Origin of the sequence: Rossellomorea sp. SC111 (assembly GCF_024733565.1) — a bacterium.
In the GTDB taxonomy this organism is placed as follows: Bacteria; Bacillota; Bacilli; order Bacillales; family Bacillaceae_B; genus Rossellomorea.
This window is the reverse complement of record NZ_JANIOC010000011.1, coordinates 54605-74878: the sequence shown is the minus strand read 5'-3', so window position 1 is coordinate 74878 and position 20274 is coordinate 54605. Positions and strand designations below refer to the sequence as shown.

Here is a 20274-nt window from a genome sequence, read left to right as displayed (position 1 = left end):
TGGATGAAGGAGAAGCAAGGCGGGAAGGTATTTCTGATAGTATCCATACTTTTATTCCTTTTATGGGGAGTCGTTACCGTATACACTGGGTTTCAACCATCCTCGGATCACTCCATATGGTTTCCGCTAATACTTCTCGGTACCAACGTAATATATGTATTCATCAACATAAAAGAGGGCCGTCGCTATTATACAATAGGCTTCAGCGTGATGGCCGTCTCGGTTCTGATATACATCCTTATTCCATACTTGTTATAGAAAACACTCAGAAATCATCATGATTTCTGAGTGTTTTTTTTATAAAATCAATGCCCGGTTCTTTCTATGTTCTTTTCGCAGAGGTGCGGTCTTAAACAATCTCTTCTCTTCTTCTGATTTTGGAATGACCTTTGGCACCGGTTTAGGCTTTCCATCATCATCCACGGCGACCATGGTCAGAAATGATTCTGTCGTCAGCGTTTTGACATTCGTCAGCAGGTTGGTCGAGTACACCTTCACGTACAATTCCATGGAAGTTCTCCCGGTAGATGTAACATACGCTTCGAGGCTTAAGGCATCTCCTACCGTTGCAGAAGATAAAAAATCCACCGAGTCGATCGAAGCTGTCACGACGACAGAGTTGGAGTGCTTCATGGCAGATAGTGCTGCGATTTCATCAATATAAGAGAGAACTTTCCCTCCAAAGATGGTTTGCATATGATTGGTATCCGGCGGCAGTACCAATCTGGTTTGTACGGTTCGTGAACGCTCAACAGAATAGGCTTGTTCCATTCTTAGCATCTCCCTGATTGTATAATGGTGAAACAAAAAAGCATCTTCCTTTGTGAAAAGAAGATGCGGCTACTCCAAACGAGCGTCCAGGATCCATTGATTCCCTGTATGACGTTTCATGTGCGCAACACCCTCCTATCTCCCGTAGGAACTTTCGTGTTCTTCTCAGCTTGGCAGGTCTCCTGGCTCGGCTTCTCCAATTTCATACTCCTTCCCATTCCGACATGAAATAGTGGATACATATGAAATCTCAGCCTTACAGTGGCGGGACCGCGTTGGATTTTCACCAACTTCCCTTTTAAGAAAATGAAGATATCATTTCCACCAATGAGCAATGATTAAATTGTGAACGGTTTTATTTTATCATAGACTTTCATTGGATGAGCATTAATTATGATAAAATGGGAGTTCCAACCATTCTATTCATCATAAAGGAATGGAAGTGCTTTTTTATAAAGATAAGTGAGGAATTGACATGACCTACAGTGACCAGAAAAAACTGATTAATAGAGTAATTGATTACATAGATCAACATCTAACAGAGGATTTATCCTTAGAACAGCTTGCCAAAGTATCTACCTATTCACCCTATCATTTCCAACGATTGTTTAAAGGGTTCATCGGTGAAACCCCTGCCGGGTATGTGAAACGGATCCGACTTGAGAATGCGGCACATACCCTGATTTATGAGCCTGAAATCCCTGTTACAGAAGTTGCCTTGATAAATGGATTTACTTCTTTATCTTATTTCACCTATTCGTTCAATGCGTATTTCAACAGTAATCCGAAAAATTGGAGGGAAGGTGCCTATTTAGAACGATTTCCACGTGAATATGTAAATAGCAAGAAATCTAAAACATTCAGCACAAATCCGAAAGCTATCCAAAGCAGAGAATCCTATAATGAATTTAAATGGCTGGATCTTTCTGAAGTGAAGGTTGCCGAATTACCTGAGTGTACCACCATCAACAGATATCATACAGGGTCTTATACAGAGGGAATCCCTGAAACGTGGCGAGATCTCTATCATTGGGGAAATGCAAGAAATCTGATGGAGGGGAGTCCCCTGCTATTTGGAGTCCCGAAGAGTAATCCCTACATTACCCCTGCAGATAAAAACAGGTACGAATGCCGCCTGGCAGTTAAGGAACAAAGATTATCAGGCGAAGACCTCAATCATTATTCGGGAGGCAAGCATGTAATATATGAGTTTTCAGACCCTGTCGACTATGAGGACAGGGGTATGCTGATTGAATGTTACTCGGAGCTTTATAGCTACTGGCTGCCACAAAGCGGCTTTAGGTATCTGGGGAACCCGGTGGAACTTGTTGAGGTAAAGGGTATACGAGGATCGCTTGATATAAGTTGCAGCATTAAGGCGATCGCTCTGGCCATTGAACCGAATTAATGGAGGAATAGCGATGACAGTTGATCTGAATTTGTCCGCGTTTTTGGCGGGTGCCGTATTGTATATGATATACGGCGGGATTTATTATTCACTTTTACTCGGAAAGAAAGATCAGGATGAAGCAGGACCGATGAAATATGTAGTGGCTGTCTTGGTAGCGTTCATCAGTTCAGCCCTGGTTGGAGTCCTCGTTCAAGGGACGCAATCTGATAGTTTGGGTTCAGGGGCGCTGGTTGGTGGTCTTGTTGGATTTCTTATTTCCATCGTGTATTTTAAAAATACACTATTTGGACTCATGACTAAACGGATGTTTCTAATTGCTGTCGGTGATCATCTCATCGTTTTTACTTTGGTTGGTGCATTGCACGGTTTGTTTCTATAGTATGAAAGCTTGAACTTTTACAGGTTCAGGCTTTTTTATATAAAATTAGGGGATTCGCCTAATTTATTGAAACTTTTTAAGAGTGAGCTCCGTATATAGTAGTGTAGCTAGCACTTTTATTTAAAAATTAAATCAGACAGCATGCTGGTTTAAACAAATTATTGAGAGGGGTTGTCAGAATGCTAGGATCATTGAGTGTGATTGGATTTTTCGTTTTCCTGATTCCTGTTCTGGTCATTGCAGCAATTGTAGGGATCGCATATTATTTCTGGATGAGGTTCCGCTATCGTACAGCGAAATCCAACCAGGCACTGATTATTACCGGACCGAAACTGGGGGATCCTGAGAAGGAATCGAATATTTTCACCGATCAGGAAGGCCGTTCCATGAAAATCATCCGTGGCGGGGGATACAGATTAAGACGTTTCCAAACGTCTACACCTGTTAATCTTACATCCTTCCAATTAAAACTATCGACACCTAGAGTGTACACTAATGGAGGAGTACCGATCGTCGCTGATGCAGTGGCTATGGTAAAGGTTGCCGACACATTGAACGGGATCGCCAACTATGCCGAGCAGTTCCTTGGTAAGGATCAAAAAGAAATTGAAGATGAAATCATAGAGGTCCTGGGAAGTAACCTCCGTGCAATTCTTTCAAAAATGACCGTTGAAGACATTAACAGCAATCGTGAAAAATTCAATGCCGACGTGTCGGAAATTGCCCAGAAACAGCTTGATCTCATGGGCTTTAAAATTACATCACTCGGATTGACGGATATCCGGGATGCTGACGAACAAAATGGATACTTAGAAAACCTTGGTCGACCTCGTATCGCAGAGGTCCGTAAGCAAGCTGAAATTGCGGAAGCGAACACAGAACGTGAAACACGTATTCACCGTGCCCAGACTGACCAGGAAGCGAAAGAAGAAGAATACAAACGCCAAATTACGATTGCAGAATCGAAAAAGGAAAAAGACATCAAAGATGCTGCCTTCAAAGAAGAAACCGAACGCGCAAGAGCAAAGTCCGAACAGTCCTATGAGCTTGAAAAAGCGAAACTTGCCAAGGAAGTAAAAGAAGAAGAATTAACCCTTCAATTCCTTGAACGTGAGCGCGCGGTTAAGCTTGAGGCGGAAGAATCGAAAGTCCGTAAAACGAAAGCTGATGCAGATTATTACGAAACGACTCGTAAGGCGGAAGCGGAAGCCCGAAAATCTGAAATCGACGGGGAAGCAAAAGCGAAGATCCGCAGGGAAGAAGGATCTGCAGAAGCCGATGTCATCCGTGAACGCGGTAAAGCCGAAGCTGAATCCCGTAAACTCCTTGCTGAAGCCATGGAAAAACACGGAGATGTTATCATCACCGAGAAACTCATCGAAATGCTGCCGGTCTTCGCAGAGAAAATCGCACAGCCTCTTAACAATATTGATTCGGTTAAGATCATCGATTCCGGTAATGGCCAAGGGGTTCCTTCCTTTGGTAAAAGCATCACAAGAACGATGCTTGATATGCAGGAGCCGCTCCGTGAAATGACAGGCATTGATGTGGGTGAATTACTGAAGTCGTATGCAAATAGGACTCAACCGACGCATTATCAGCCTGCTATTTCCGAATCAGGAGACAAGGAAGCCGCAGCTTCAAACGAAGTGGAAGAAAAAGAGTTTGAAGAAGTGGGAAAGGGAAGTAAATAAGAAATGAGAGGGGAGATGTTTCCGGGAGGGAGCATCTCTTTTTGATGGAAGAAGTGGCAGGCACGGAATTGACACTCTGCGCCTGCCACCTTTTAGTGTCAACTGTCAAACTATCAATCAAGTTCAACAGGCAAAATTCTATCCGAATTCAACAGGTAAAAAAACCACTGAAATTAACAAGCAAATTTCTTATGCATCGAATGGAATGTATGAATGGATTTCTCCTTGTATAATAAGAGTAAACGATCATTAGGAGAATGAATATGAATGTATACTGTCAAAGCACGCTGCATCAAATCGAAGTGGCTGTCGAGTCCATCATAGAAATAATGGGCCAGCTTAAAGAGGAAGACCTGACAAAACGGCCCACTTCTTCCAAACATTCCATTGGGGAGCTGCTTTCGCATATTTCTCTCATATGCAAGGCGGATGATCTTATCGCCGGGGGAGCGGGTCAAGAAGAAATGGCTTCCTTTTATTCTAGTAAATCTATGCGTACCCTCGCTGTGATGAGAAATGAACTACGGCAGAATTTTCATTATCTGAAAGAGCGGGTGTCTGCATTGACTGAAGAAAGGCTGATAGAAGAGACCACGTCCTATTGGGGAGTGACGTATACAAGATTTGAGTGGCTTGTGGAGGTCACAGCTCATCTTTATCACCACCGGGGTCAGCTCCATGCGATGCTTGTCCACTGTTATGACATAGATCCACAAGTACCGATGTTTGAATGAGGACCCTTCCTTTTGTGTACTAAAAAACAGTAGGGAGTTGAATGTGCTGAGAGTGGCAGTTCAAAGTTGAAATCTCTTTCTACTAATTATACATTATATGTACAAGTTAAAGACAAAACTTGTACAAAACACAAAAGGAGTGGAAGGAATGAAAAAGATTTTTTCGATTTTTGTAACAGCTGTGCTTATGTTATCACTGGCAGGGGGCGCATTGGCAGCAGAAAATGATGCAATGGTCCGTATTGTACATGCTTCTCCGGATGCCCCAGCTGTCGATGTATATGTTGACGGAAATGCCGTGGTGGAAGGTGCAGAGTTTAAAGCAGCAACGGATTATATGAATCTTCCTGCCGGTGACCATAAGGTGGAAATTTATGCTGCCGGGACAATGGGAAGCGAAGATCCTGTCATTTCTCAAGATTTATCGGTTGAAGCAGGGATGGCTTATACTGTAGCGGCGGCTAACACCTTGGAAAATCTTGAACTAGTCGTTGCACAAGACTCGATGGATGTGACAGAAGGGATGACGAAGGTACGCGTTGGACATCTTTCTCCTGATGCCCCGACCGTTGATGTAGGTCCTGTAGGTGGGGATTCACTGTTCAGTGGGGCTGAATTCAAAGCGATCACAGAATATAAGGAATTAGATCCGGGAAGCTATGATTTAGAGATCAGAACACCTGAAGGAGATCAAGTGTTGGACCTGTCCGGTACCATGCTTGAAGAAAACACGGTCTATAGCGTATTTGCCATTAACACGGCTGATCAATTAGAAGTACTTGTTTTGAAGGATTATACAATGATGCCTGGAAGCATGCCTGAAACTGGAATGGGTGGAGCGGCGACTGAACAATCTGCCAATCTTCCAATTGTACTTGCAACAGTGGTGTTAGGTGGAGCGGCTCTACTATTTGTCACACGCAGACAACTGCAAAAATAATGAAAAAATTATTACTGACTTTTCCTCTGATGGCTCTTCTGGCGGCATGTGCTGCCGAAGAGCCTCAAACCGTTCCGGAAACAAGCGTTCAATCATCCACCGTTGAACGACCTGTTCAAGCCAAAATACCTGTTGTTGAAACAGGAAAGGAAGAGAACAAGATCAAGCCATCCATCCTGTCGATCCCTAAGCTTGGAATTGAGGCACCGATCAAAGGGTTCGGATTGGATAAGGAAGGTAATATGGAACTACCTAAGAACGGAAAGGATGTTGCGTGGTTTGAACCGGGGTTTCAACCGGGCGAAAAGGGGAATGCCGTTCTTGCAGGGCATGTAGATGATGAGAAAAAACCTGCTGTTTTTTTTGAGCTGAAGACGCTTGAGCCTGGAGATGAGATCCATCTTCAAGGTGAAGAGGGAAAGACCCTTACATTCGTGGTCAGGGAAAAAGTCGCCTATGAAAAAGATGATGCACCACTTCGAAAGATTTTCGGTCCGAGTCAGAAACGGATGCTGAATCTGATTACCTGCACTGGTTATTTCGATCATGACATTCATAACTACGTTGAGCGACTTGTTGTCTATACAGAGCTGGTAGATGATCAAACTGAAGAATCCTAAGAGTAGAGCTTACCTCCCATCCAGTGGAAGATAAGCTCTTTTTTTCCATAAAAAGCCTTTACACCGTGTCAAATTCCTTTACTATTAATAGAGAGAGTTTTCTGAAAAACACGCGTGGAGGGTTAAGATGAAACTAAAAATATTACATACAAATGATGTACACAGCCACTTTGAGGCATTCGGGAGAGCAGCTACCCTGATCAAAGAGCATAAAGATGAGAACACAATCGTGCTTGACGGGGGAGATTTTGCCGATTTTAAAAGCATCGAGCTCCAGGGAACAAAGGGAATGGCAGCAATTGAACTGCTTCAATCAGTCGGATATGATGCGCTGACAATCGGGAATAATGAAATGTTCAACGGCTTCGATACCCTTGAACATATGGCCGGGAATAGTCCCTTCCCTTTTATCAGTAATAATCTTTACAGAAAAGACAAGGCGTCTATCGGCGGAGTGAAGTCCAGTGTCATTCTGGAGAAGAACGGGTTGAGAATTTTCATTACGGGTGCATCCCCTGACCTGCAGGGTTTCAACGATGGTCTCGGGGTACATATTTCGGATTATAAGAATGCCATCAGGGAGGAACTCGATCGCCATCGTGGAACATATGACGTCTGTATTTTCTTGAATCATGTGGGGACAGAAGCCGACGTGGAACTTGCGAAAGAGTTTGCTGAGGTGGATATCATTCTTTCTGCTCATGATCATCAACTCTATGAACGGGCAAAGAGTGTGAATGGTACGGTGTTGAACAGTGCGGGCTGCTATGGGGAATACGTGGGTCTGGTTGAAGTGGAGATTACAAATGAGGGAGTTGAACTGGTACGGAGTGAGACGATCTCGACCAAATCCTCTTCAGTAGATCGTGTGGTGACAGCTATTCTGAAGAAGAATAAAGAGGTTGCGATAGAGGTGTTAAGCAGGCCACTCTACACACTCGACCGGACCCTTTGGCATGATGTCTTGGAAGAAAATCCAATGACGAATCTGATTGCCGATGGACTTCAGGACATGCTGAAATGCGATCTCGGACTGATCAATAGTGGTATTGTGAACGCCGGGGCATTTCAGAATATCAGTCATAAGAAACTCATCGAAATCTGTCCGTCTCCTTTGAATCCGACCTCATTCGAAATCCAGGGAAAGCATATCCGGAAGGCGATCGAGGATTCCCTTGATGCCCAGGTGTGCTTGGCTGATGGAAGAGGTCCGGGGTTCAGGGGGAAATTCGTTGGTAGACTTCATGTGTCGGGTGCAGAAATTATTCATGAAGGACGGCGAATCTCTGAAATCCTCATCACAGGTGCGCCCTTGGAGGATGAGAAATGGTATTCCGTTGCCTCTTCTGATTATTTACAGCGGGGATCCGGCTACGAATCCCTCGGTCTCGGCCGAAATGAAAAATACTTACCTGAGGAGATTCGTGATGTGATCAGGATTTACGGTGAACGGGCCGGCTACGTTGAAAAAGCGCAGAGGAACAGGTGGCGGGAAAGCAGCAGTGTCATGGTTTAGCCTTCAAGTAAACGCTCAGTGAACCTGGGCGTTTTTTATTGAAAACACTTTAAGCATGGATTGTGCATTTGAGCAGGGCTTATTTCTGTGAATCTTAAGCACCATTCTAGTAAAATAGAGATAACTACTAGTATGAAGGAGAACGTGCCATGAAAAAGAAAATCGTGTGGATTGTCAGCAGTTTGTTGTTGTTTCTACTCATTGGTCTGACTGTCGCCGGCAACTACTTTTATGATGTAGCCATCAATCGCAGCAATGAAGCAGTTGAGCTATACGGCGGGACGGAAGAAGCGGTTGAAGCGGTCAGTGCATTGGAGGAAGAACAAAAGAGGTTGGAAGAATTAAGAAACTGGACAAGTAAGCGGGATTTTCAAACGGTGGAGGTGGAATCGGAAGATGGACTGACTCTTAGAGCCCAATACCTCGAGAACGAGTCGCCAAATGGAAAGACGGTGATCCTTGCTCATGGATATAAGGGAAACAGTGAGCAAATGCCGGAAATCACGAGATTCTATTATGAAGAGGGATACAATATCCTGAAGCCTGATGCACGGGGGCATGGTAAGAGTGAAGGAGACTATATCGGTTATGGCTGGGACGATCGGCTGGATGTGAAAGAGTGGATTGATCTTCTGATCAACAAAAAAGGGCAGGACACCATCTTTCTCCATGGCTTTTCAATGGGGGCCGCCACCGTGTTGATGACGAGTGGTGAAGACCTTCCGGAAGAGGTGAAAGGAATCATTGCGGATAGTGGATATACTTCTGTGGACGAGGAGCTTGCCCATCAGTTGAAATACCTTTATCGTTTACCTGCGTTTCCGATTATGGATATCACTGGTGTGGTGACAAAGGTGAGAGCAGGTTATTCATTCAAAGAAGCATCCGCATTGGAACAGGTAAAGAAGAATCATTTACCCATATTCATCATTCATGGCGATAAGGATGAACTGGTTCCCACGGAGATGGCCCATCGATTGTATGAGGCTGCGAACGGCCTGAAAGAATTATGGATCGTACCGGGGGCGGGACATACAGAAGGGTTCACAGTGGAAGAAGAAGAATATAAGAAACGGATCAAGGGGTTCATTGCCGAGGCGATGAAATCATAGAAGGGATGAATCGTGATGGGGGAAAAAAACTTATTTGAAGCGTATAAAAATGCTATACATCCTTTACAGGGTCATGGGAAGAGGAATTTTGACGTCCTGAAGGAAGCACTTGAGGGGTTCGATGGTGATGTGGATAGCGATATATATGGATCAGGAAAAATAATAGAAGATTTTCAAGAGAAGATGGCGGATAGCCTTGGGAAAGAAAAGGCAGTGTTCTTTCTAAGTGGAACGATGGCCCAGCAGATTTCTCTGCGCATCTGGTGTGATCAAAAACAGGTGCAGAAAGTGGCGTACCATCCTTTATGCCACCTGGAAATTCATGAAGAGGATGGATTGAAGAAATTACACGGGATCGAGCCTATTTTATTGGCGGATAAAGACCGGGTGATTAAACTTGAAGATGTTGTCGGTTTAAAAGAAGAGATTGCATGCTTTTACTATTGGAGCTTCCTCAAAGGGAAATAGGAGGGCAGCTGCCTGATTATGAAACCCTTGAAGCGATTTCTCGATATTGCCGAGAAAAAGGGATCAAGCTCCATCTCGACGGGGCGAGACTTTATGAAGTGCTCCCTTATTACGGGAAAACCTCAGCAGAAATCTGCGACTTGTTTGATAGTGTCTATATTTCCTTTTATAAGGGATTCGGTGGAATTGCAGGAGCGATCCTTGCTGGTGATGAGGCATTCACGGAAGAATCCAAGGTGTGGAAAAGGCGTCATGGAGGTGATCTGATCAGTCTATATCCATACATCATCAGTGCCGACTACTATTTCGATCAACGTGTTGATAAGATGGATCAGTATTATGAAGGAGCGAAGGAACTGGCAGCTCATTTCAATGGCTGTGAGGGGATTAGGACCCTCCCTGAAACGCCTGTTTCGAATATGTTTCACGTCTTCTTCCACTACCCTCAAAAGCTGATCGAAGCCATTCTGATCGAAATGTATGAAGAAACGGGGATCGGCTTAACCGGATACGTGAAAGAAGTAAGTGAAAATGAGTGCGCATTCGAAGCGAGTATTGGAGATCAATACAAAAACGTACCAAAAAAAGAACTGAAAAACATGTTCACCCTTTTAAATGAAAAACTTCAAAAACAAAATACATGACAAAAAAGCGGTATCGGAACTCTTCCGATACCACTTTTTTTGAGGGACGGACCTTACCAAAATCCCGTTGTGATAAGGATTTGCCTGTGAAAACGCGTCTTTTGGAGGTCCGTCCCTCAAAAGGGATCCCAATTGACTATTGAAATATTCTGATTATTAGGTATAATTCGTTACATTATACTTTTTTATGGAAGGGGATCGGGCTTGTGAGTGTGAAGGATGGACGTTTGTTGGATGAGTTAAGGGAGGTTGTTGGCAGTCGGAAGGTGTCGGTGAATGAAACGGTGTTGGATCAACACGGCAGGGATGAATCTTATCACTCGCCAAGCTCGCCGGATGTGGTGGTATTTCCCGAGAACAGTGAGGACGTGAGTGCAATAGTGAAACTGGCATCTGCTCACCATATACCCCTCATTCCATTTGGACTTGGTACCAGTCTTGAAGGGCACGTCATCCCGTATGAAAAAGGGATTACGATCGATTTTTCCGAGATGAATAGGATTCTTGAAGTAAGGGAGAAGGATTTCCTTGTCAAGGTTCAGCCCGGTGTGACGCGCACCCAGCTGAATAAAGAATTAAAGAAGTATGGCCTCTTCTTCTCGGTTGACCCCGGAGCGGATGCGACTCTCGGAGGAATGGCTGCCACAAATGCCAGTGGGACGACTTCTGTTAAGTATGGTGTCATGCGTGATCAGGTACGTGATCTTGAAGTGATACTGCCCGATGGGGAAGTGATCCACACCGGGAATATGGCTCAGAAATCTTCCTCCGGTTATCACTTGAATAGCTTGTTTGTAGGGTCTGAGGGGACGCTTGGATGCATCACGGAATTAACCCTCCGCGTATATGGCATCCCTGAATACATCGTGGCAGCACGGGCGTCATTCCAACATGTCGATGATGCAGTGGAAGCGGTCGTATCCATTCTCCAGGCGGGAATACCGATTGCCAGGTGTGAGCTGGTAGATGAGTCATCCATGATTCAAGTGAACCGGTTCAGTGCTACGGATTATAAGGAAAAACCGACTCTGTTCCTTGAGTTTCATGGCAATGAAGCGGGTCTGAATCAAGACGTTGAATTCACGAAAGAAATCGTAGCAGATCATCAGTGCGAAGGGATTATCTTTGAGGAGGATACGGCAGCACGGAACAAACTGTGGGAGGCGAGGCATAATCTCGCCTATGCTTACGTGCATGGGCATCCGGGAAGGAAACTCATGGTGACGGATGTCTGCTTACCCATTTCAGAATTATCCGGAGCCGTTCAGCACGCCCGAAAACAGCTTGATGAATTAGAGCTCATCGGAGGGATCCTTGGGCATGTGGGGGACGGGAATTATCATACCTCACTCATGATTAACCTGGATGATCCGGATGAGGTGAAGAGAGCCGGCATCTATAACGAACGGATTGTGGAATACGCACTTGAACGGAATGGTACGTGCACAGGGGAACATGGCGTAGGGGTAGGGAAGATGAAGTATCAAGAGCGAGAACACGGGGGAGCCCTTAAGGTCATGGAGAAAATCAAATTGGCACTTGATCCCGATGGAATCTTCAATCCTCATAAACTAGTACATAAAAAGAAGGAGGAGACAAAATGAAACTACTTGAAACCATCAGTAATCTGGCAGGGAAGTACTTTGCGGTATGGGTCATCCTGGTAGCGGCTGTCGCTTATTTTATTCCTTCTCCATTTCTATCATTAGGAGCGTATATTACGATCCTATTGGGTGTCGTAATGTTTGGCATGGGGCTCACTTTAAAGCCTGTTGATTTTCAACTGGTACTAAAAAAACCTCTACCTGTCATCACTGGGGTCATGGCACAATTTATCATTATGCCGCTGGGTGCCTTTTTAATTGCATACATACTTGGTCTGCCGGCAGAACTGGCTGCCGGTTTGGTATTATTAGGTTCTGTTCCGGGTGGGACGGCATCCAATGTCATGGTGTATCTAGCTAAAGGGAATCTTGCTTTATCCGTTGCCATGACCTCATTGTCGACGCTGTTGGCGCCCATTGCAACGCCCCTGATCCTTCTGGGGCTTGCCGGTCAGTGGCTGCCCGTCGATCCCGTCGCCATGTTTCTTTCAATCGTGCAGGTAATCATCCTGCCGATCACTTTTGGGTTAGTGATACGAAAGCTATTCCCGGGTACGGTGGAAAAAAGCCTGAACGTTATTCCGCTTATTTCAGTTCTCGCGATCATCATCATCGTTTCAGCCGTCGTCTCTGCAAATGTTGAAAATATCGCATCCTCTGGAGCGATCATTTTCACGGCGGTGATCCTTCATAATCTATTTGGACTGGGCTTGGGATACGGCACAGGTGTCCTGATGAAGCTGGATGAGGGGACGAGACGTGCGATCTCTATAGAAGTGGGAATGCAGAACTCCGGACTCGGTGTAGCCCTTGCCACTGCCCACTTTGGTCCCCTCGCTGCCCTGCCGAGTGTTATTGCGGCTGTATGGCATAATATTTCAGGACCGATCCTTGCAACGTTTTGGAGTAAGAAGCCTGTAGATATCGAGGTGGAGGATGAATATAGTAAAAGCACCGTCACTCCGACGGTGAGATAGGGAATATAGACAAATGAAAATGAGCTGATAGAATGATACGCGTCTTTCCTAAAACTGGATAATGAATCTGCTATACTTAAGAAGAAAGCTTAAGTTTAACAGGGAGGCGTGAACATGGTAGAAGTAAAGAAAACGATGAGATTCACCTTTTTTGAAGAAGTAGAAGTCCCACAGGAATTATATACAATGCTGATCGAAGGGGAAAAAGCGGAAGTCGCTTATAAAACCGTCAGAGACGTGGCGGTTGTCACGAATAAAAGAATCATGATAGCAGACCGTCAGGGAATAATGGGAGAAAAACTCGAAGTCTATACCATACCTTTTAAATCTATCATTCTATATTCCAGCGAGAATGGGGGGGCACTTGATATCGACGCCGAACTAGAGCTATGGACGAAAGTCGGAAAGATGAAACTGAGCCTCAACAAAAAAGTGGACATCCGGAAACTCGATCGATTGATTGCCACTCATATCTTATAAAGAAAAAGGCTGATTCCCACATGAAAGTGGGGGTCAGCCTTTTTGTGGAGGGACGGACCTACCTTATTTAAGCACAAAGCCCGTCATAATCACATTTCACCTTAAAATTTGAGGTCCGTCCCTCCTTAGTAACAGGTACATAAAGTAAGGGGCGCCTATGAGGGCGATCATGATGCCGGCTGGGATTCCGTCGGGTTCGAGGATGTTCCGGCCGATGGTATCGGCGAGCAGCAGGAGCCAGCCCCCGAGTAAGATGGCGATGGGGATGAACATTTGATTGCGCGGTCCGACCATTGCTTTTGCCATATGAGGGGCCATCAAACCGATAAAGGCGATCCCGCCAGTGACAGAAACGGCAGAGGCAGCCAGGGCGACTGCTACGATCAGCATCATAAAGCGCTCTCGGTTGATCGACACGCCAACACCAACCGAAACAGGTTCGCTTAATCCAAGAAGGTTAAGCATTTGAGATTTATAGAGTGCAAAGGGGATGAGGATCACAAGCCAAGGGAGAATAGCCCATATAAACGGCCAGTCAGCACCCCATATATTCCCCGCCAGCCACTTGGCGATGAATTCCACCTTCGCCCGTTCAGCGCTTGAAATCAGAATGATCATGAGACCGGACATTGCCATGGAGAATCCGACTCCCACCAAGACCAGGCGGACGGGCTGAATCCCGTTTTTCTTACTATATGAAAATAAGTAGATCAAGCAGGCTGTAAGAAGCGAACCCCCGAAAGCCACAACGGGAAGCAGATACGCAAATGAACCGGCATCGATCGGGAAGAATAGGAAGAAGATGGCGATGGAAACGCCAGCTCCGGAATTGATCCCGATGATTCCTGGGTCTGCGAGATCATTTCGGGTAATGCCTTGGAGGATGGAGCCTGATAGGGCAAGGGCCATCCCGGCCAGAATCGTGATGATGATTCTCGGCAACCGAATGGTGAAAAGGATGAATTCTTCTTTAAATGACCCATCACCCAAAAGGGTTGGGATGAGCCGGCTGTACGATACTGAAGAATACCCCAGTCCAATGCTAATAAACACTGTTGTTGCGATTAGTACGGATAGAGCTATAAGAAGCAAACGTTGTTTTCTTATCAAATCAGGATGTATCATTAGAAGCCTTTCCCTCCTTTATGAACGATGAACAGGAAGAAGGGTAACCCCAACATTGCGACAATCGCTGCCACAGGTGTTTCATAGGGGGCGTTTATTGTACGCCCGAGCGTGTCTGCAAGCAGCATAAATGCCCCCCCCATCAAGGTTGAGATGGGGATGATGAAACGGTAGTCCGTTCCGACGATCGCCCGCACAATATGAGGGATCATCAAGCCGATGAACACCATGTTCCCGACAAGTGCAACGGCAGCACCTGCAAGCAGGACGATCACGATGAAAAGAATACTTTTGACAAACGCTGTCCGTTGCCCCAAGCCTACCGCCACTTCCTCATTTAAACTCAAGATCGTCAGCTGTCTGGATAAAAATAAGGCAATCATTATTCCTATCAAAATAAACGGAACAATTACCTGCAGCTGAGACCAGGTAGTACCAATCATTCCACCTGCCGTCCACATGGAGACATCTTTTGAAAGCTTGAAAAATAGGCCGACTCCTTCTGCAATGGCAAATAAAAAGGCGGAAACAGCGGCTCCGGACAGAACGATTCTAAAGGGAGAAAAGCCACCTCTTCTCACGGAGCTGATCCCGAATACCATAAGGGCACCCACGGCAGAACCAATAAAGCAGGCAATCATGATACCTAAATAGCTCACCGAAGGGATGAACGCGAGAGCGACTGCCAAGGCAGCATTCGCTCCTGCTGTCAGTCCAAGGAGTCCTGGATCGGCCAAAGGATTTCGTGTCATTCCTTGCATGATGGCTCCAGATACAGCCAAGGATGCTCCAACTACAATGGCAGCCACTTCACGGGGAAAGCGGATTTCCTGAAGAATGTTGATGGTATCTCCCTTACCGGTAAAAGTAAGTGCTTGAAAGACCTCCTTTATGGTTGTCTCGGCAGCTCCATACACGACAGATATAAAAAAGGCGGCAACAAACAAAAGGAATACCCCGATCAATTTATAAATAAATGGAATCCTTTGATTTTGAGTGATCATCATCAATCATCTTTTCTTTTTAGAATATGGGGAAGGGGAACTCTTATCATAAGAATTCCCCTTTAAAAATTAATTGCCTAGAAATTTGTCTTTGAAGAAGTCCAACTGGTAATCCAAAGTAAGTGGATCATTAAAGTAAAATTCCATCATATTCACTTCAAACACCTGATTGTCCTTCACTGCAGGAATATTCTTGTATGTTTCAGTTTCCATAAAGGAGTTATCTGCTTTTGGATCTTTACTTATGATCAGATAGTCTCCCGCAAACTCGGGCATCACTTCAGTGGAGAGAGCGAAATATCCAGGTTCCAAGGCTTGTTTTTTTACTTTCTCAGGCATTTTTAAATCCATTTCCTGATAAAGGATTTCTGTGCCGCGTCCCCAGTTGTTCCCGTATACGTATAATTGCTTATTGAAGCTTTCAATAACAGAAACCGTAGTATCTTCACCGATTTTTGCTTTGATATCATCACCGGCAACTTTGGCACGCTCTTTAAAATCATCCACCCATTGCTGCGCTTCTTTTTCTTTGTTTAATAGTTTCCCAATTTCGATATGTTGAGTTAAGTAGTCTACTTTTCCATAAGTGTATGTAACCGTAGGAGCGATTTCATTTAATTTATCGACATTTTTAATATTGGATAAACCGATGATCAGATCCGGATCAAGTTCGATGATCTTCTCAAGACTTTCATCATTTACTTCTTCCACACCTTCTAGCTCTTTGTCCCAACGTGGATTCAGTTTGGACCAGGAATCCACTCCGACCAGGTTCACATCAAGGGCCATGACATTTCCGGCAAATGAGGATAGGACGACGACACGCTGAGGATCGGCAGGTACTTCAACTGGACCATTTTCTGATTGATAGGTGATGGTATCTGATTTACTATCCTTTTCCTTTGAGTCTGAACCTTCTTCTTTTGTTGAACCATTGCTGCATGCACTAACCAGTAACACCAACAGCAGAGTAAATGGAATTAGCCATTTTTTCATGTTGATCTTCTCCTTTGAGTAAATTGTATGTGATACACATTGGTTTATTAGTCCGAGGATCTCTTCCAATCTCAGCATCGATATGGAATACTTTTTTCAATACGTCGTGGGTGATGACTTCTTCGCAGCTTCCTGATTTAACGATCTCACCTTCTTTTAAGGCTACGATATAATCGGCGAAACGGGCTGCCTGGTTTAAATCGTGCAGGACCATCACGATGGTGCGTTCTTGTTCCTGGTTGAGCTTTTGTAACAGCTCAAGTACTTCAAGCTGGTGGGCCATGTCTAAATATGTAGTAGGTTCATCGAGGAAGATGATGTCCGTTTCCTGGGCAAGTGCCATGGCGATCCATACCCGTTGTCGTTGACCGCCGGATAAGGCATCGACTTCTCTGTACTTAAATTCATGAGTACCTGTCACTTCAAGAGCCCAATTGATCACATCATAATCTTTTTTCGTCAGCCGTCCCATTCCTTTTTGGTGGGGGAAACGTCCGTACGACACCAATTCACCAACCGTCAATCCGCTTGCACTTTCAGGTGTTTGAGGGAGAATCGCCATCTTCTTAGCTAATTCCTTCGTATCGCCTTTAGAAATGTTTTGACCGTCTAACACCACGTTACCGGATTGATGGGAAATGATCCGGGTAATCGCTTTCAGTAAAGTGGACTTTCCACATCCATTGGATCCAATTATCGTTGTGATTCTTTTATCTGGAAACTCGACACTAAGATCTTTTACAATTAAGCGATCACCATAGCCAATGTTTAAATCATTCGTATAGAGGCGAACCATCTTATGACCTCCAAATTCAATATAGTAAGTGAATACTCCATTGATAATGATTATCAATATCGAACAATTCCCATACTATAATCCTTTTTTCCTAATGTCAATAGAAATTCTTATTGTAATGGGTGAAAAAAAGTTGTAGGATGTAATTGAGAATGATAATCAATTATAGTTTGGTTATTCAAGGAGTGAACGGAAATGGAGAAAGAATTATTCGACGTAACGGTCATCGGGGGAGGTCCGGCAGGCCTTTACTCAGCCTTTTATAGCGGTCTTAGAGAAATGAAGACAAAGATTATTGAATTTCAGTCTGACTTAGGTGGAAAGATACATGTATATCCCGAGAAGATGATTTGGGATGTAGGGGGAATGACTCCTGTACCGGGGGCAAGACTTATTGAGCAGCTTGTTCAACAAGGGCTGACATTCAATCCGACTGTCGTTCTGAATGAAAAGGTTGAATCAATTACAAGAGATGAAGAAGGAACATTTATTCTGGAAGGTTCCTCTGGTGATAAGCATTACTCAAAAACAGTCATCGTTGCAGTGGGGAGTGGAATCATTATTCCTCAAAAGCTCGACATCGAAGGGGCGGAACGATTCGAAGTTTCCAATTTAAACTACACTGTGAAGTCACTGAAACGATTCCAAGGAAAGACCGTCATCATCTCAGGTGGAGGAAACTCTGCGATTGACTGGGCGAATGAACTGGAGCCGGTGGCTGAGAAGGTATACATTGCCTATCGAAAGGATGCCCTCAAAGGACACGAGGCACAATGCGCACAGCTTATGAGCAGCTCCGCGACTTGCCTATTGAACACGTCCATTTCAAAGCTGATAGCGGGAGCCGACCATGACAGCATTGAAAGGGTAGAGTTAATCAATCACCAGACAAATGAAGTATCCTATCTGTCAATCGATGAGGTGATCATCAATCATGGCTATGAAATCGATACTTCCTTACTTAAGAATAGTTCACTCAATATCGACATGATCGATCAGTATTATATTGCAGGTACGGCAACGAGCGAATCATCAATTGATGGCCTTTATGCAGCAGGGGATATCCTAAAACATGAAGGAAAAGTGAACCTGATTGCCGGTGCTTTTCAGGATGCAGCAAACGCGGTCAATAAAGCCAAGCAATTCATTCAACCCGGCGCAAATGAATTCGCCATGGTATCATCCCATAACGAAGTATTCAAAAAAAAGAATAAAGAGTTGGTCAATTATATGATGAAATCTTAATGTGAAAACTCCCTCCAAGGGTGGAGGGAGTTTTCATTTATACAAATAGATTTTTATTTGATCTTGCTTATCTATTGTGGCCAGCAAGACGTCATGTACTATTGCATCATAAGAATTTCTTAATTGATCGTGCAGCCAGGATTCGTCTTTATTTAGCTTCATTAATTCCGATAGATTGATTCTGCCATCCTCAATAATGGGGATGGGGAGGTCAAATGCTTTAAAAGGGAGTGCGACATCCTGATGTGAAACGGGTTGGTATTGTGGTTTGAGAAAGAATGAAATCTCTCCTCCTGGCTCCCACAGAGCTATCGCAACTTTATGAACTTCTTCGATTTGCTGCTTTCTTAATTCAGATAACAGGCTTTCTATAGGGATCCTTGCTTTCTTGAGATTTTTATATAAGATTTCTCCATTATTTATTATGGAAATAGGGGAGGGATCGAGTATTTTTCGAATGAAGGTTGAATGAAGACTGAGGTAAACCCCAATCAGATAGAGAAACACCAACGTTCCCATAGTGAGCATAGATCCTTTCATTCCTAACCCTTCGTCAGACAAAGGATGAGCCATAATATTCCCTATTAAAAGTGCCATCACAAAATCAAGGAAACGCAGCTGAGAAATAGACCGTTGTCCCATTAATTTGGTTATGACAAGTAAAAAGATGAATCCTATAGCTGCTCGGAAAATCCATTCCACAGCGGTTAGTGAATCTTGGCTCATGAAGAAATCCAATACACACGTCCTCCTTCTTTATTAACTGACAATTAGTCTTTCCAAAAAGCACTTGCAAGAAACAAAAAAGATGCCTACAATTGTAGGCATCTTCCAGGGTTACGCATTATATTGGTGAACATTATTTTGATCAGATTGAGAACGTTTATTTGCCAGGAACCCACCAAGAAGAATCGCGGCGGTTAGAACGATGGTGATGATTGTAGTAATCAGTCCATGTTCAATATTGATCAGGTCTAAGAATTTTTCATCTGAAACAATCATTTCACCTGCTGTGTAAGCAAGGATCCCCGCTCCAACGTAAGCGATCCAACGATATCTTTCAAGAATTTTCACAATGGCCTTTGAACCGAATATCATGATCGGAATCGAGATGAATACGCCGAGGGCGATCATACCGAGATGTCCATGTGCGGCACCAGCGACGGCAACAACGTTATCAAGACTCATTGCCGCATCGGCGACGATGATGGTCATGATGGCTTGTCTAAGTCCGGTGTGCGATTTAATATTGGCATCTCCTTCATCTTCAACAAGTACCTGATAGGCAATCCATAGTAACAGGACTCCTCCTATGAGATGCACATAAGGAATCTGTAGTAAATAAACGATGACGGCTGCAAAGAAGATTCGAAGGGTGACGGCACCTGCCGTTCCCCAGAAGATCGCTTTGTTCTGAAGGTCTTTCGGTAATCTTCTCGTTGCCATGGCAATGACAATCGCATTATCTCCAGATAAGATGATATCGATGGCTATGATTTTTAAAAGGGCAATGATTGCTCCGGTAGAGATGGCAAGTTCAAGTGGAAATGAGAAATCCATATTGCTTCCTCCTTGTGTATACGAATCTATGAATAATTTGCTAACTAATCTATTATACCACGTTTTTTTAATGGAATAACTTCCACCGCTCACGTGGGTCATAAACTCTATTCCATAGGAGGAATTTCATGGTTAATAGTGAGAATGTGACATTACTGAAATGCAGCTTCTGTGCTATCAACTAAAGCCAATCATCAA

The 20274-nt window shown here is 44.2% G+C and carries 20 protein-coding genes, 1 pseudogene and 1 riboswitch; of the genes and pseudogenes, 14 read left to right on the top strand and 7 right to left on the bottom strand.

Annotated elements, in window-relative coordinates; genetic code table 11:
- The first annotated feature begins 3 nt into the window (after nt 1–3).
- Nucleotides 4–258 (top strand): hypothetical protein, encoded by a 255-nt coding sequence (locus NQ095_RS15280; RefSeq protein WP_258264321.1) that lies wholly within the window; start codon nt 4–6, stop codon nt 256–258.
- Nucleotides 259–297: 39 nt separating this feature from the next.
- Here NQ095_RS15280 and NQ095_RS15275 read toward each other — a convergent pair whose 3' ends face one another.
- Entirely contained in the window at nt 298–771 is a 474-nt protein-coding gene (locus NQ095_RS15275; RefSeq protein ID WP_258264320.1) for an acyl-CoA thioesterase, read from the bottom strand.
- 155 nt (nt 772–926) lie between these two features.
- A riboswitch (cobalamin riboswitch) is annotated at nt 927–1115 on the bottom strand.
- 131 nt (nt 1116–1246) lie between these two features.
- On the opposite strand from NQ095_RS15275, the gene NQ095_RS15270 reads away from it, so the two are divergent.
- The 12 genes and pseudogenes from NQ095_RS15270 to NQ095_RS15215 all read left to right on the top strand — a co-directional run bounded on the left by NQ095_RS15270 (nt 1247) and on the right by NQ095_RS15215 (nt 13350).
- Nucleotides 1247–2179, top strand: a complete 933-nt coding sequence (locus tag NQ095_RS15270; protein ID WP_258264319.1) for an AraC family transcriptional regulator — start codon at nt 1247–1249, stop codon at nt 2177–2179.
- 13 nt (nt 2180–2192) lie between these two features.
- A complete protein-coding gene (locus NQ095_RS15265; RefSeq protein WP_258264318.1) occupies nt 2193–2561 on the top strand; it encodes a DUF1761 domain-containing protein in 369 nt (122 codons plus the stop codon).
- A 179-nt stretch (nt 2562–2740) separates the two neighbouring features.
- Entirely contained in the window at nt 2741–4255 is a 1515-nt protein-coding gene (locus NQ095_RS15260) for a flotillin family protein (RefSeq protein WP_258264317.1), read from the top strand.
- 263 nt (nt 4256–4518) lie between these two features.
- Nucleotides 4519–4989 (top strand): DinB family protein, encoded by a 471-nt coding sequence (locus NQ095_RS15255; RefSeq protein ID WP_258264316.1) that lies wholly within the window; start codon nt 4519–4521, stop codon nt 4987–4989.
- Between the two features lie 148 nt (nt 4990–5137).
- Nucleotides 5138–5929, top strand: a complete 792-nt coding sequence (locus tag NQ095_RS15250) for a DUF4397 domain-containing protein (RefSeq protein WP_258264315.1) — start codon at nt 5138–5140, stop codon at nt 5927–5929.
- On the top strand, nt 5929–6549 hold the full coding sequence (locus NQ095_RS15245; protein WP_258264314.1) for a class F sortase: 621 nt from the start codon (nt 5929–5931) through the stop codon (nt 6547–6549). The genes NQ095_RS15250 and NQ095_RS15245 overlap by 1 nt, the downstream gene beginning before the upstream one ends.
- A 127-nt stretch (nt 6550–6676) precedes the next feature.
- The gene (locus tag NQ095_RS15240) at nt 6677–8065 is read left to right on the top strand and encodes a bifunctional metallophosphatase/5'-nucleotidase (protein ID WP_258264313.1); all 1389 of its coding nucleotides are present in this window, start codon (nt 6677–6679) and stop codon (nt 8063–8065) included.
- A 149-nt stretch (nt 8066–8214) separates the two neighbouring features.
- Entirely contained in the window at nt 8215–9177 is a 963-nt protein-coding gene (locus NQ095_RS15235) for an alpha/beta hydrolase (protein WP_258264312.1), read from the top strand.
- 15 nt (nt 9178–9192) lie between these two features.
- Nucleotides 9193–10289 (top strand): annotated as a pseudogene (locus NQ095_RS15230) (threonine aldolase family protein).
- 206 nt (nt 10290–10495) lie between these two features.
- Entirely contained in the window at nt 10496–11893 is a 1398-nt protein-coding gene (locus NQ095_RS15225) for an FAD-binding oxidoreductase (RefSeq protein ID WP_258264311.1), read from the top strand.
- Nucleotides 11890–12870: a bile acid:sodium symporter family protein gene (locus NQ095_RS15220; protein WP_258264310.1), complete on the top strand. Its 981-nt coding sequence runs from the start codon at nt 11890–11892 to the stop codon at nt 12868–12870. Before NQ095_RS15225 ends, NQ095_RS15220 begins: the two co-directional genes overlap by 4 nt.
- 114 nt (nt 12871–12984) lie before the next feature.
- On the top strand, nt 12985–13350 hold the full coding sequence (locus NQ095_RS15215) for a PH domain-containing protein (protein ID WP_258264309.1): 366 nt from the start codon (nt 12985–12987) through the stop codon (nt 13348–13350).
- A 96-nt stretch (nt 13351–13446) separates the two neighbouring features.
- On the opposite strand, the gene NQ095_RS15210 is transcribed toward NQ095_RS15215, so the two are convergent.
- The 4 genes from NQ095_RS15210 to NQ095_RS15195 form a co-directional block, all read right to left on the bottom strand.
- Nucleotides 13447–14475, bottom strand: a complete 1029-nt coding sequence (locus NQ095_RS15210; protein WP_258264308.1) for a FecCD family ABC transporter permease — start codon at nt 14473–14475, stop codon at nt 13447–13449.
- Complete coding sequence (locus NQ095_RS15205; protein ID WP_258264434.1) at nt 14475–15479, bottom strand: FecCD family ABC transporter permease; 1005 nt, start codon at nt 15477–15479, stop codon at nt 14475–14477. The genes NQ095_RS15210 and NQ095_RS15205 overlap by 1 nt, the downstream gene beginning before the upstream one ends.
- A gap of 69 nt (nt 15480–15548) precedes the next feature.
- Entirely contained in the window at nt 15549–16475 is a 927-nt protein-coding gene (locus tag NQ095_RS15200) for an iron-hydroxamate ABC transporter substrate-binding protein (protein ID WP_258264307.1), read from the bottom strand.
- Nucleotides 16426–17271 (bottom strand): ABC transporter ATP-binding protein, encoded by an 846-nt coding sequence (locus NQ095_RS15195; protein ID WP_258264306.1) that lies wholly within the window; start codon nt 17269–17271, stop codon nt 16426–16428. The genes NQ095_RS15200 and NQ095_RS15195 overlap by 50 nt, the downstream gene beginning before the upstream one ends.
- Nucleotides 17272–17466: 195 nt before the next feature.
- Here NQ095_RS15195 and NQ095_RS15190 point away from each other — a divergent pair, with 195 nt between their 5' ends.
- Nucleotides 17467–18516: an NAD(P)/FAD-dependent oxidoreductase gene (locus tag NQ095_RS15190; RefSeq protein ID WP_258264305.1), complete on the top strand. Its 1050-nt coding sequence runs from the start codon at nt 17467–17469 to the stop codon at nt 18514–18516.
- A 33-nt stretch (nt 18517–18549) separates the two neighbouring features.
- Here the strand turns inward: NQ095_RS15190 and NQ095_RS15185 are convergent, their stop codons facing one another.
- Together NQ095_RS15185 and NQ095_RS15180 are read right to left on the bottom strand one after the other, a co-directional pair.
- The gene (locus NQ095_RS15185; RefSeq protein WP_258264304.1) at nt 18550–19254 is read right to left on the bottom strand and encodes a DUF421 domain-containing protein; all 705 of its coding nucleotides are present in this window, start codon (nt 19252–19254) and stop codon (nt 18550–18552) included.
- A gap of 99 nt (nt 19255–19353) precedes the next feature.
- The gene (locus tag NQ095_RS15180; RefSeq protein WP_258264302.1) at nt 19354–20076 is read right to left on the bottom strand and encodes a TerC family protein; all 723 of its coding nucleotides are present in this window, start codon (nt 20074–20076) and stop codon (nt 19354–19356) included.
- Between the last annotated feature and the right edge of the window lie 198 nt (nt 20077–20274).